Origin of the sequence: Rhizobium leguminosarum (assembly GCF_001679785.1) — a bacterium.
Lineage (GTDB): Bacteria > Pseudomonadota > Alphaproteobacteria > Rhizobiales > Rhizobiaceae > Rhizobium > Rhizobium leguminosarum_R.
This window is the reverse complement of the sequence record NZ_CP016292.1, coordinates 118,413-130,062: the sequence shown is the minus strand read 5'-3', so window position 1 is coordinate 130,062 and position 11,650 is coordinate 118,413. Positions and strand designations below refer to the sequence as shown.

12 protein-coding genes are annotated in these 11,650 nt (G+C 60.2%); 9 read left to right on the top strand and 3 right to left on the bottom strand.

Annotated elements, in window-relative coordinates; genetic code table 11:
• Positions 1-14 precede the first annotated feature (14 nt).
• Positions 15-257, bottom strand: coding sequence for a hypothetical protein (locus BA011_RS38985; RefSeq protein ID WP_065284742.1), 243 nt, complete (start codon positions 255-257; stop codon positions 15-17).
• A 317-nt stretch (positions 258-574) separates the two neighbouring features.
• Between BA011_RS38985 and BA011_RS38975 the strand changes: the two genes are divergently transcribed.
• The 8 genes from BA011_RS38975 (at position 575) to BA011_RS44770 (ending at position 8,352) form a co-directional block, all read left to right on the top strand.
• Entirely contained in the window at positions 575-892 is a 318-nt protein-coding gene (locus BA011_RS38975) for a hypothetical protein (protein WP_027690612.1), read from the top strand.
• A gap of 358 nt (positions 893-1,250) precedes the next feature.
• Positions 1,251-2,999, top strand: coding sequence for a ParB N-terminal domain-containing protein (locus BA011_RS38970; protein WP_065284740.1), 1,749 nt, complete (start codon positions 1,251-1,253; stop codon positions 2,997-2,999).
• A 91-nt stretch (positions 3,000-3,090) separates the two neighbouring features.
• Positions 3,091-3,987 carry a DUF7007 domain-containing protein gene (locus BA011_RS38965; RefSeq protein WP_065284739.1) on the top strand — a complete coding sequence of 299 codons (897 nt, stop codon included), beginning with the start codon at positions 3,091-3,093 and terminating at the stop codon, positions 3,985-3,987.
• A complete protein-coding gene (locus BA011_RS38960) occupies positions 3,987-4,310 on the top strand; it encodes a hypothetical protein (RefSeq protein ID WP_186806654.1) in 324 nt (107 codons plus the stop codon). The genes BA011_RS38965 and BA011_RS38960 overlap by 1 nt, the downstream gene beginning before the upstream one ends.
• Positions 4,311-5,099: 789 nt before the next feature.
• Positions 5,100-5,684: a hypothetical protein gene (locus BA011_RS38950; protein ID WP_011654732.1), complete on the top strand. Its 585-nt coding sequence runs from the start codon at positions 5,100-5,102 to the stop codon at positions 5,682-5,684.
• A 287-nt stretch (positions 5,685-5,971) separates the two neighbouring features.
• Positions 5,972-6,898: an ArdC family protein gene (locus BA011_RS38945; RefSeq protein WP_065284737.1), complete on the top strand. Its 927-nt coding sequence runs from the start codon at positions 5,972-5,974 to the stop codon at positions 6,896-6,898.
• A 681-nt stretch (positions 6,899-7,579) separates the two neighbouring features.
• The gene (locus BA011_RS38940) at positions 7,580-7,891 is read left to right on the top strand and encodes a DUF736 domain-containing protein (RefSeq protein WP_011654735.1); all 312 of its coding nucleotides are present in this window, start codon (positions 7,580-7,582) and stop codon (positions 7,889-7,891) included.
• A 299-nt stretch (positions 7,892-8,190) separates the two neighbouring features.
• Complete coding sequence (locus BA011_RS44770; protein WP_186806652.1) at positions 8,191-8,352, top strand: hypothetical protein; 162 nt, start codon at positions 8,191-8,193, stop codon at positions 8,350-8,352.
• Positions 8,353-8,938: 586 nt separating this feature from the next.
• On the opposite strand, the gene BA011_RS38930 is transcribed toward BA011_RS44770, so the two are convergent.
• Positions 8,939-9,133 carry a hypothetical protein gene (locus tag BA011_RS38930; RefSeq protein ID WP_064710028.1) on the bottom strand — a complete coding sequence of 65 codons (195 nt, stop codon included), beginning with the start codon at positions 9,131-9,133 and terminating at the stop codon, positions 8,939-8,941.
• A gap of 538 nt (positions 9,134-9,671) precedes the next feature.
• Complete coding sequence (locus BA011_RS38925) at positions 9,672-9,989, bottom strand: hypothetical protein (protein ID WP_065284811.1); 318 nt, start codon at positions 9,987-9,989, stop codon at positions 9,672-9,674.
• A 520-nt stretch (positions 9,990-10,509) separates the two neighbouring features.
• Here BA011_RS38925 and BA011_RS38915 point away from each other — a divergent pair.
• Positions 10,510-10,902, top strand: a complete 393-nt coding sequence (locus BA011_RS38915) for a hypothetical protein (RefSeq protein WP_151343791.1) — start codon at positions 10,510-10,512, stop codon at positions 10,900-10,902.
• Positions 10,903-11,650 lie beyond the last annotated feature (748 nt).

Genomic DNA, 11,650 nt, shown 5'->3' with positions numbered 1-11,650 from the left:
GGAACCGGAGGTCTTCAGGTCTCGCCTGGTTCCGGTCGTGCTCGCCTGCGCGCGAGGCGGCCGCGTTGCTCGGCCTCCTGCAGGGCGAGTCTGCCGAGGTAGCGCTCCCGCATCTGCTTCATATCGATCTCGCCGCGAACCCATTCGTCGAGAAGCGCGATGAAGGCCGGATCTTCATCGATGGGCACGCCATGGCCTTTCGCCCTGTCGATGGCCCGCTGCGCGATGGATTTCCGGGTGTTGGGGTCCGTGCTCATCTTGCCTCGACTTGGGAGTTATCGGATGGGCGGCGACATCTATCAGGGGGTCGCTCACGCCGCGACTTGAAATCTGTGGCTATCAACAATATCTGAGCATCACTTCCCGTTTCGATGATGTCCTGCCGCCGGGCAACCGCCGCGGCTTTCGATATCGTCCGGGATCAGAGAAAAGGGCGCTCCCCGCACGGGTCGAGCGCCCTTTTCGCTTCGGCCGCTAAGTCGATGTGGATACAAGATACGGATTTCGTTTTCGCTTTTGGCGCCTTGACCGATGCGCGCGCGATGAGACCTGAAGAATAACACTGCGGGAACCCATGCCTTTTTATCTTGTAATCCAGACCTCTCTCATTGAAGCCGACGACGAGGAGGCCGCTGCTCGAATTGCGGTCGACCAGATCCGATCCGGCAACAAAGTCGCCGTCACTGTGAAGTCCGACGAAACGACCGTCTCGCACATCGTCGTTGCTGCGAAACCGGCTATCTCACTCGCAGATCCGGTTGCGGATCCTGAGGATGGCGGGCCGGTTCCGGCCACTCACCCTGCCCCAACGTCCGCGGTCGAGGCCGATCGAAAGGCGACGCTGAAGAGGATAGTGGCTGATGCGTTCTCGCTTCTGAAACGGCGCCCCTAAGTCTTTCAGACGGGCCGCGTCTATACGCAGATCTGGCGCTGCATGATGAACCTCCGCGCCATTTGGCGGGGTAATCGCTGCGATGTAAATTAGAAAAGGGGCGAAGTATAGGGAAAGAAAATGGAACCGGTCGCAGATCGGTCCTCCTGCCGCCGCTTCCGCTCAACCGCCGCCTGTGCGATCCCGGCCGGTTGTCCTTCGCAGGGCAGATGCCCCGCTCGTCCTGCCCAGCAGGGATGCTCGGCCGCAGTTGCGGCAGTTCGGCCGACCCCGCGGTCCCGGAGGTGTCTTCGAGAAAAATGAAGACAGGAAGGGCTGGCAAGGCGCCGGCTCGTAACCCTCCCGAAAGGACAGTCCCATGCAGATCAAGACGATCGATCCCCGCGCTCTGAAGGAAAACCCCGACCGCATGCGTCAGACGAAATCGTCGCCACAGGCCGATGCGCTGATGCTGGCGACGATCAAAGCCGTCGGTATCGTCCAGCCGCCCATCGTTGCGCCCGAAGCGGATGGTGGCAATGGCTACATCATCGATGCCGGCCATCGCCGAGTGCGCCTCGCGATCGCTGCGGGCCTCGGGGAAATCGAGATCCTCGTGGTGGATGCTGCGAACGACAACGGCGCCATGCGCTCGATGGTCGAAAACAGCGTACGCGAAGCGCTAAACCCGGTCGACCAATGGCGGGGTATCGAGCGGCTCGTCGCACTCGGCTGGACCGAGGAAGCGATCGCCGTCGCGCTGGCGCTCCCCGTTCGCCAGATCCGCAAGCTACGCCTGCTTGCAAACGTTCTGCCGGCGATGCTCGAGCAGATGGCGCTGGGCGATATGCCCTCCGAGCAGCAGTTGCGGATCATTGCTGCCGCCGGTGAGGTCGAACAGAAGGAAGTCTGGAAGGCGCACAAGCCGAAGAAGGGCGACACCGCTGCCTGGTGGTCGATCGCCAATGCCCTGACCAAGAAGCGCATGTATGCCAAGGATGCCAGCTTCGGCGATGATCTGCGCGAGGCCTATGGCATCGAATGGGTCGAAGATCTGTTCGCGCCGGCCGACCAGGACAGCCGCTACACCACCAACGTCGAAGGTTTTCTCGGCGCCCAGCACGAATGGATGACGTCCAATCTGCCGAAGCGCGGCGCGATCGTCGAGGTCAACAGCTGGGGTCAGCCGGAACTGCCGAAGAAGGCAAGCCAGGTCTACGGCAAGCCCTCGAAATCCGACAACACAGGCCTTTATCTCAATCGCGACGGCAAGGTTCAGACCGTCTACTACCGCATGCCCGAGGCGGCGAAGCCGAAGGGCGACAGTGCAAATGGTGCCGAGGGCGCCATCAATGACGATACCGGCTCAACACCGAAGGCACGCCCGGATGTTACCCAGAAGGGTCAGGATATGATTGGCGATTTCCGCACCGACGCCCTGCACGATGCCCTCGGCCGCGCTCTGATCGAAGACGATATGCTGATGGCGCTGCTCGTGCTTGCCTTCGCGGGACAGAACGTTCGCGTCGACTCCGGCGCGGGCGGCAACCTTTACGGCGGTGCGCGCTTCGGCCGCCATGCCGCTCGCCTCTTCACCGAGGATGGCAAGCTGTCTTTCGACATGGATACAGTTCGCGGCGCTGCACGTGCAGCCCTGATCGACGTGCTCTCATGCCGTCGCGGCATGTCGAACAGCGGCGTCGTGTCCCGTGTCGCCGGCCAGGCGATCGGTGCGGACAGCTACCTGCCGAACATGGGCATGGCGGATTTCCTCGCATCCCTATCGCGTCGGGCCCTTGAAACCGTCGCCAAGGATGCCGGTGTCGAGCCGCGTGCGCGTGTCCGCGAGACCCGCTCAGCTCTCGTCACCCACTTCGAAGGCGATACGAACCTCGTCCATCCGTCTGCTCTGTTCGCGCCGGAGCCGACGGAGGTTCTCGCCCTCCTCAAGCATCTTGATCACGAAGCGACCCCGCAGGACGAGGGCGAGACCGACGATGGCACTGACGGCGGTATCGTCGCCAATGACGGGCATGGAGAGGTTGATGTCTCCGACATGGTCGAAGCGGATGAGGGTCCGGGCACGCTCGACGACCACGAAACGGCCTACGGGATCGCGGCCGAGTAATCCCACCAGTCCTTTCCAAATCTTCCGCTCCGCCGCCGGTCATCCCGGCGGCGGTTTGCTTTTCAGGACCTTCAAACAAAGGAGCCCGACCATGAACGGAGCATCATTTACCTCCGCCACAGACCCAGTATCCATCTCCTCAGCCGCCGATGGCGTCGAGTTCGGGACAAGCGCCGACGGATTTCCTGTTGCACGCATCGGCGAAATCCTCCTCGGCCTGATCTCCAACGGAAGCGGCGACTTCTTTCTGGCCAGTGCTTGGCGCATCACCAAGCCGTTAGCCGAAGTGCGGCGTCACCATTTTTATCGCCACGATGGGCGCGTGAAGGACGAAGCGGCGTTCCGTCTCCGCGCAATCGAGACCGCGGAGCACATGCGGGAACTTTCAGCCTTCTCCCGCATCCAGACACGCATGTCGGCAAGCACGCCATGGGGCGGCTCGCAGCTGGCGACGATCTATGCCGAGGGAATTGTCAGCCACTCGACCTCAGGACATGGCGGCTTTCATCTTTCTCCCGATCGAAATCTTCAGGTCGATGCCTCGGTTCGCAGCGCGGGCGGTTGGTACGAGGAAGATAGCGAATGGGCGATCGTCGCCTTGACGTTCCCGGATCTCTTCACCGGCTACGAGCGCCAGTGCGCCAATGGGGCCGCGCGCAACACCTTCCCGGATTATTGGGAGAAGCTTCGCGGCCGTCAGCTCAGCGCCGGGGAATCCTGGTTGAAGGATCGCGCTGAGTTTGATCGCGTGCATGCTGACGACTGGATCGTCATCTCTGCAATCATCTCCTCTCACCACTCCGGCATGACTGAGGTGTTCGCCAAGAGAGGCGGCAATCGCGAATCCCAGCGAGAGGAGCGTCGCTTTCTCGTTCCTCATGAAGAATATGGTAGGCGCGGTCGCTTTGGCTTTGTCATCGATCTCGCGCGTCATGCCGCCTATGATGGTCCGTCGAGCTTCGTCGGTTGGAGCGCGAGGGCGGCATGATGGCACCGGTAATGTCACCCGAAACCCAGCTCTCTCGCATGGAGGACGCCCGCCGTCAGACCCAGAGGCAGTTGGAACTCATTGACAGGCAGATCACCCGCCGGATGACGGCAATCCTGCCGAAGCTTGCGAGGCGCCAGACTGGCTACCATCGCGGAAAGGCGCCCGATGGCCGCACCCTGCTCGAGCGCTATCGCGCCAACCTAGCCGGCCTCACAGCAGAGCGTCAGCCAGAGGCCGAAGCCCTATCAAGAAAGCTGGCTCGACAGGACGCTGCGATCGCAGCGCTACGCGACCGTTTATCTTCTGCCGGCCCACACTAGAGTCCGGAGGGCTGATGACATGGCAACAATAGGTGACCTCGAGCGGAACGCCGGGATCGGATCTTCCAATGCTGAGCGAACTGCGTTCTGGCTGCGGTTTCATCATCTCGAAGGGAAAGCATGCCTTGACGCGGGCGTGGCCGAGCTCAAGCGCATGATCGCAGAGCGCAACGGGACCGAATTGCGTGCTGCCAAACACAGGCGCCAGCAATGGCCAGCCCCGAGCGACGATCAGGAAGCTGCACTACAAGCGTATGCCGCCAGGCATGGACGACGCTGGAAGAGCATCCTCAGCGATGTCTAGATGGGGGGTGGACCGCCTTATGACGATGGCGGGATCTTGCGCGGTCTCCGTAACACCCATGGTCCCACATGGCTTCAATCCTACCGGTTGCCGAAGGCAGTATTGCGGAGCCAGTCCGACGGGAACGCAGCGGTCTCGCATGTGGGCATCGGCAAAAGCGAGGAGTAGAACGGGCTGGAGCCATATCCTTGTCGTGTCCGGTGATGGCACCGTGACGGTTTGTCCTTCGGTTTTGCTGCGGTCTGAGCCAGCGGCCGTCCACTTCAAGGCCGCTATCGCGCCGCGGGGCGGCCGGAACCCGCCGTCCTGCGCGGAGCAGTTCCGCTCGGCCTCGCAGGGCGGTTGCCCTGCTGGCTCGCAGATCGGCTCCGCTTGGCCTGGCACGCCCGGACCTTGAAGCGCCCGTCTTCCGCCGGTTCGGGTCGACCGCACCGAAGGGCAAGCCGGCACGGGGCCGGAACCACTTCGGCTCGAAAGGAAGAGACATGGCCAAGCCCGTAACCACTCGCCAGACCGCCCGGGTCGTCCAGCTCCGCAAGGGCGCCACCGTCGAAATGGTCCGCCTCACCTGCCCAGACAGCGCCCAGGCGATCAAGATCGCCGAAAGCTTCGGGACCGCCGTCATCGACAGCGAGGGGATCCGCGACCTCCACGAACGGCTCATCACCGAGACCGCGGATGCTCTCAGCGAAGGCCTCGGTGACCGGGCCATGCAGATCCACCTGCAGCGCATCGTCGGCGCCTATGTCGGCTCCGCCCACGGCGCCGGCCAATTCTACAGCAATGCCGTCACCCAGGCACGCGATGCCACGGCCAAGGCGGCAAACGATGCCCGCGACGAAGACCTCGACGGTCCCGTCGGCTACGATAGCGCCGCCCACCGCAAGCGGGAATTCGCCGCCGACATGGGCATCCAGGCTCACGCGTTACGGATGGCAGCCGAAGGTGCCGTCGCCGCCTACAAGCATATCGTCGGTGAGAGCTGGAAGCCGTTCGATCGCCCAGTCGAAAACCCCGGACATTCTGTGGATCGCAAGGCGGCCGCGGCCCAGATGTCCGCTTTCGACTGACACCATGCGGCGGGGCCCGCCCCCCTTATCGTTAGAGGCCGTCTCTTTGGGGCGGCCTTTTTTCATGCCGGCTCTCGATGGAGGGAAAGCGGAAATAGGAATTTGATCGGGCCGTTGCGGCCCGTCTCGTGCGTCGGACCTGCAGGAGCCGCCCACGTCAGGCAACGGCTTCGCCGTCCTCCACTTCGTTTCGGCCGTTCCGGTGCAAGCCGTCGGCTCATGGCTCCTGACCTTGGCCTGCGCGACGGGGCCGCGATTGGCGCGGCTCCGAATAGCGGAGATGAGAAATGAGCAAGAAGGTCGAAAGCCAGCGCACCGACATCTATTCCCGCGTTACCGATCGGATCCTCGAGGACCTCGCAAGCGGGGTCCGCCCCTGGATGAAGCCCTGGAATGCGGCGAATACGGATGGCCGGATCACCCGCCCGCTCCGCCACAACGGCCAGCCCTATTCGGGCATGAACGTTCTCCTGCTCTGGTCAGAGCAGATGTCGCGTGGCTTTGCTTCGTCGATGTGGATGACGTTCAAGCAGGCGTTGGAACTCGAGGCCGCCGTTCGAAAGGGCGAGACCGGATCGACGATCGTGTTCGCGAGCCGGTTCACCAAATCCGAAGCGGACGGAAAAGGTGGTGAGGTCGATCGGGAAATTCCCTTCCTGAAGGCCTATTCCGTGTTCAACGTCGAACAGATCGATGGTCTGCCCGACCACTATTATTACCGGCCGGCGCCAGCCCAGGACCATGTTGAGCGTATCGAGCAGGCGGACCGGTTCTTCCGGAATACCGGCGCGGTGATCCTCCATGGTGGCAATCAGGCATTCTATGCGCCAGGTCCTGATCTCATCCAGATGCCGCCCTTCGAGACGTTTAAGGATGCGGCGAGCTATTATGCTACGCTCAGCCACGAGGCGACGCACTGGACTGCCGCCGAGAACCGCGTCGGCCGAGACCTGTCACGTTATGCCAAAGACAGGAGCGAACGTGCCCGCGAAGAGCTGATTGCCGAGCTTGGCAGTTGTTTCCTTTGCGCGGACCTCGGGATAGCCCCTGAACTCGAGCCGCGGCCTGATCACGCGTCGTACCTTCAGTCCTGGTTGAAGGTGCTGGCCGACGACAAGCGGGCGATCTTCCAGGCGGCTGCCCATGCGCAGCGCGCAACGGTCTTCCTTCACGGGCTACAGCCGGAGGCGGCCAACTTTCGGGACGCTGCTTGAGTGCTTGAACGCTTCAGGTAGGCTTACGGTCGGTCGCCGCTCTCGGTGCTGGCCGGCTCTGTCAACGGGTCAGCGGGAGCCAGATCTTCCGTAGTGCTCAAGTCTAACCTTCCCCAGATCGACGGCTTAGGAGCGGAAGGCTTCAGCTTCCGGGACTGCTTGATTTCGACGATAAACGGTTTCGTCTGCTTTGCCATAAATCCTCCAGGCGATGATTCGCGGGGCAACTCTATCGCGGCAAGTTCGTCTCGCAAGCGGACCTTGATCGGACGTCATGCGAAGAATGTGCATATCGTTGTCGTAGCTATGTCAGATTGCTGACCAGCTGTGGCAGTTCACCTCGATTCCCCGGTGCGGGCCCGCCATTGCCATATCCCTTTCCCTTGACGACAGGCTCCATTCGCGGGCTCGATGAGGCATGTCTGGCCGGAGAGCGGCTACGCCTCGCTCGTACTCCCGCAACGGCGCTCCGAAACTTTCATCCCCTGCCGGAACCCACCCCACTCGACAGGTCGAGTGGGGACCCCAGGTCGCCGTCATTCCTCGCGAAACAAGAAAGTCTCTCCACGCCGCCCTTCACGATGTTTCGGCCCTACGGGTGCGGTCCGATCGTCCCCGGCCTTTGCGACTGCCATCGAGGCCGCAATGGAGCGGCCCGAAACAGCGAAAAGGAATACGACAATGGCTACCATCGGCACCTTCACCTCTACCGAAAACGGCTTCACCGGCTCGATCCGCACCCTCGCCCTCAACGTCAAGGCCCGCATCGCCCGCATCGAAAATCCCTCCGATAAGGGCCCGCAGTTCCGCATCTTCGCGGGAGCCGTTGAACTCGGCGCCGCCTGGCAGAAGCGCTCGGAACAGACCGACCGCGACTATCTCTCGGTCAAGCTCGACGACCCGAGCTTCCCGGCTCCCATCTACGCAACGCTCTCCGAGGTCGAAGGCGAAGACGGCTACCAGCTGATCTGGTCCCGGCCGAACCGGGACTAAGAACTCCGGCCCCGCCCGAAAGGGCGGGGTCTTCCCTTCGGCAAGTATCTAAAGCCGGATCAGGCTTCGAGCCTGGTCCGGCTTTTAATTGGTGGCACACGGGAGGGAGGTGGCTTCCTCGTGCCCAAAGCATTGACAAAGGGCATCAGAGCGGTGTTCTGATGGTACCCGCAACAAACACATTGCGGCGCGTCCGGTACTCCAGTACCTAATCCTTCAAGTGCCGAGCGGTTCGACTCGCTGTTCGGGCGCGCCTCCGACGCGACTGATTTCGCCTCAACGGGCACATCGGGGATATCATGAAAACCAATCTAGTCATTGCCATTTCCGCGCTACTCCTTGGCGGAGCTGCCGCGACGAATGCGGCAGATTACGGCATCAACGGAATGGCACTGGGTAGTGATCGCCGAGTGTTGAAGCTCGGCTACGTTACCGTTTTCCTTTTTAGGTCGGCAATGTGAAACTCGCCATCCATTGCGACCAGACGAACTTCCTGTCATTCGATCGGGAACACGTTCTTCCATGCCCGATGCCATTCGATGCGATTATCCCCAGGTCGTCTCGGTCAAAAGCTGAGGCGACCGCCGAAATACGAACAAGGTGCGTGACGTAACCCCCCAATCGGAGAAGCGACATCCTGTCCCTATTAGGCTTCCTCGCTGCCTCGTATCGGATTTCGTGTGCGGTGGGATTCGAGATGTTCCCAGTGCGGCGGATCGATTAATGGAGGGCAGCGGGCGCAGGCGCGATCAGGGGAAACCGCGCGATTAATATACTGGTGAGTTCCTCCTGGGTACGATGGCCGCGATTGAAAAGGTCGATTGCCGCGCTGCAGATTATTTCCGATGTCTTGTCGTCCGGTTTGGCCTTGTAGTGCCTAAACCAAGATTGAACGGACAGCGAGAGCACGGCCCATTCAGTTTCTTGGACGCTCGTGACTAACATTTCTCATCTCCCCACAAGTTGAAACGCGGCAGCTTTGCAGGGTTTCATAAGTGAGCCTGCAATCCCAGTTGTGCCGTAACGTTGAAGAATATCTCCTGCCATTCAGTGCGAGATGATCGCACGACCGCTGGAGGCCAGATGCTCTGTAATCGCCCTCCGGATTTCGATAACTGTGTCGAAGAGCCTGTTATCCAGGTCGATGACATTGAAACGGACAGCGATGAATTTGAGGCGGTTTTCGACAGGGACGGCGATCCCGACTTCCTGCCCGTTAAATACGACAGCTTGCTTTTGCATAACAAACCTCGGGCGCGCCACACGGGGGGCACCATCTTAGAATAGTGGAACAAAGGGTTTACGACGCGTCAGCTTGTCGTCGCAGGTCGGTATCGGATCGAGACGAGATCACGCAATCGCTGCATCCCGAAGAAACGAAGTCGGACAAACAACGTCATCATCCTCCTCACGCGAGGTCAAACGACCGCTGAGTATCGCCGGCAAGGGCGGATATTTCGGAACTCTTCTTGTAAAAAAACGTAGTCGAGAAACTTTGAGTAAGCAACTGATTTTTGTTATTATTTAGCACTTTGAATCGTATGACAATTACCGCAGGTGCGAAGTAATAAATGATGTACGTTCGTCCGAACCCACCCCGAGGGCCCACCGGCGAGACCGAAGCATTGGCGATGGGGCCTTACTAGAACTGGAAGGTATTGTCGAACGCCCTGCACGGCGGTAACGGGCATAGGGCCAACGCTCGTGCGGGCTAACCCCGAATGGCGCGATGTTCCGCTCCCACGTGGCCTTTCCAGACAGTAGCGATAGCGCTGAAGGTTCAGAAGTACCTGATTACGATATGACCAGCTATATATCCGAGAGGGAACATTACTGCCACAATGTAGGCCGGTTGATAGTTCGACGTCATGGCAATGACGCTGGTTACTAGCCCGGCTGCAATTCCAACCGCGAGGACAACTGGAAGGGCATCCGCCGCGAACGCGCCAGGGCCATCCCCTGATCCTATGGAGAAGAAATAGACAACAATCATTGCGACGGTTGCCGCCGTAAGCGTCCACCCCTGTCGCCAGAACGCAAGCGCGAGGAAACCGACGATGTACGGCAAAACAAAAACGATAATGAACAAGGTAGGCATATCAACCACTATCCGTAGAACTCGGCCCTTGCGGACCGTCATACCATCGCCCCGTATGGAGCGTAAAATACTTCATTCGGCGATCTTAGCAGGGCGAGGCCGATCGGGAGATCAGACGTGCTCCTGCCTTAGGCGGAGCCACGAAAATGTCTCTAAACCTCCTAAATCTTCCGGAACTCTCCGAGCGGCACATAGAGATGCTCGCGAAGGTCATAGCCGACTGGTGCGGCGCGAATGCCATCGACGCAGATGGGGATTGCGCGCAAGCCGCATACGCTGCCGCGGTTGATCTTTTGAGTGCGAACATAGACCTGTCAGCGTGCCAGTTGCGACAGGCACTGGACCTCAGGATGGCTGAAAACAAGCGTGAGGAACCTTCGTCGTAGAGGGAAGTTGGTCGGGTTGTTGCCCGCTGGCGATGGAGCGTATGTCTTGTGGAAAGGTGTCGTTATTTTACACCTGCGAACGTCGATCACCGTGAGATCGGCAAGGCCGTGTTCTCGTTCAGGCAACGCAGCGAGTGAGAATCGTTGATCCATATATGGATTCAAGGGCGCTGACTGACTTCGCTATCCTTGCGAATGAGGGAATCGAGATAGAACTGTTGACTGACGAGAAGTCCGTAAAGCCGACGTTCGAACCAGCTCTTGCACGGTTCCGACAACAGTACGGTTCCAAACGGCCCGCACATGCGCGGTTGGCGGCACCAAAATCACTGCATGATCGCCTCATCGTCGGTGATGAAAAGACCGTCTACACGGTTACTCAGTCTCTAAACGCTCTGGCAGACCGGTCTCCCGCCTCGATAGTGCGGGTGGACGGAGAATCTGCTCAGCTCAAGATTGATGCATATGATCAGTTCTGGGTGACTGCCAGGGCGGTGCGCCATAGCCCGATCGGTGCCCTTGGATAATCAATTGCCCGATATGCCGATGATCTTGCTAGTTTGATCCGGGGCCTTCACCCGACGATCCGTCAAGTTGATAACTTGCGGGCGGGCATGCCGCAAAGACCGGGCCGCATCGACTTACCACGTTCTCGGGGGAACAATGGTGCTACGGATCGGGGACTAACCCAGCCCCGATCCGTCAATCCCAGTTGACGTGAGAATAATCGATGCCTGTAACCGCGCTCGCACCGGCGCCCGCGTCGGACACCGCGAAGTCGCAGCAGTATCGGCTGCTACTCTCCCGTTTGGGGGTTTCTTGCAATTCGTTCGCCGGTTTGGGGGTTTCTTGCCCGTTAGCCCCGCGCTTTCCCCGAGCCTGTCGGACCACTCTCCTTGGAGCCAGGCGCTTCGGCTCCGTTTTGCGGCCCGCCCAACCAATCATCGGTCTCGCCGGGACGCTGCTCATTCCATTTAAGCTGGCCCCGAAGATCTTGAGGTACTGGCTCGGGAGGCTTTCCCCTGCCAGACCAGTTGGAAGGAGCGGCTTCGCTGGGCGTTACGGCGGACTGCCCGTTGTGTTGATAGCCGGCTTGGTCCTCGTGGCCCTTCAACTTATTGACAGCTGCGTATTCGGGGGGGTCTTGGATTGTCTTCTTGGCGGGAGGAGTCTTGGAATTATCGGTCATGACGATCTCCACTGTTGCGCCTTGTTGGATTGGTAAGGCGGACCAACGAAAATTATCAGACCAATGAATTGAAAACTACCCTAGGA

Excerpts from the sequence above, each read along its gene's own strand:
- BA011_RS38965 (WP_065284739.1), top strand. The coding sequence starts at position 3,091 with ATGAACGGAGCATCATTTACCTCCGCCACAGACCCAGTATCCATCTCC.
- BA011_RS38960 (WP_186806654.1), top strand. The coding sequence starts at position 3,987 with ATGGCACCGGTAATGTCACCCGAAACCCAGCTCTCTCGCATGGAGGAC.
- BA011_RS38940 (WP_011654735.1), top strand. The coding sequence starts at position 7,580 with ATGGCTACCATCGGCACCTTCACCTCTACCGAAAACGGCTTCACCGGC.
- BA011_RS38945 (WP_065284737.1), top strand. The coding sequence starts at position 5,972 with ATGAGCAAGAAGGTCGAAAGCCAGCGCACCGACATCTATTCCCGCGTT.
- BA011_RS38925 (WP_065284811.1), bottom strand. The coding sequence starts at position 9,989 with ATGCCTACCTTGTTCATTATCGTTTTTGTTTTGCCGTACATCGTCGGT.
- BA011_RS38970 (WP_065284740.1), top strand. The coding sequence starts at position 1,251 with ATGCAGATCAAGACGATCGATCCCCGCGCTCTGAAGGAAAACCCCGAC.
- BA011_RS38985 (WP_065284742.1), bottom strand. The coding sequence starts at position 257 with ATGAGCACGGACCCCAACACCCGGAAATCCATCGCGCAGCGGGCCATC.
- BA011_RS44770 (WP_186806652.1), top strand. The coding sequence starts at position 8,191 with ATGAAAACCAATCTAGTCATTGCCATTTCCGCGCTACTCCTTGGCGGA.
- BA011_RS38950 (WP_011654732.1), top strand. The coding sequence starts at position 5,100 with ATGGCCAAGCCCGTAACCACTCGCCAGACCGCCCGGGTCGTCCAGCTC.
- BA011_RS38975 (WP_027690612.1), top strand. The coding sequence starts at position 575 with ATGCCTTTTTATCTTGTAATCCAGACCTCTCTCATTGAAGCCGACGAC.
- BA011_RS38930 (WP_064710028.1), bottom strand. The coding sequence starts at position 9,133 with ATGCAAAAGCAAGCTGTCGTATTTAACGGGCAGGAAGTCGGGATCGCC.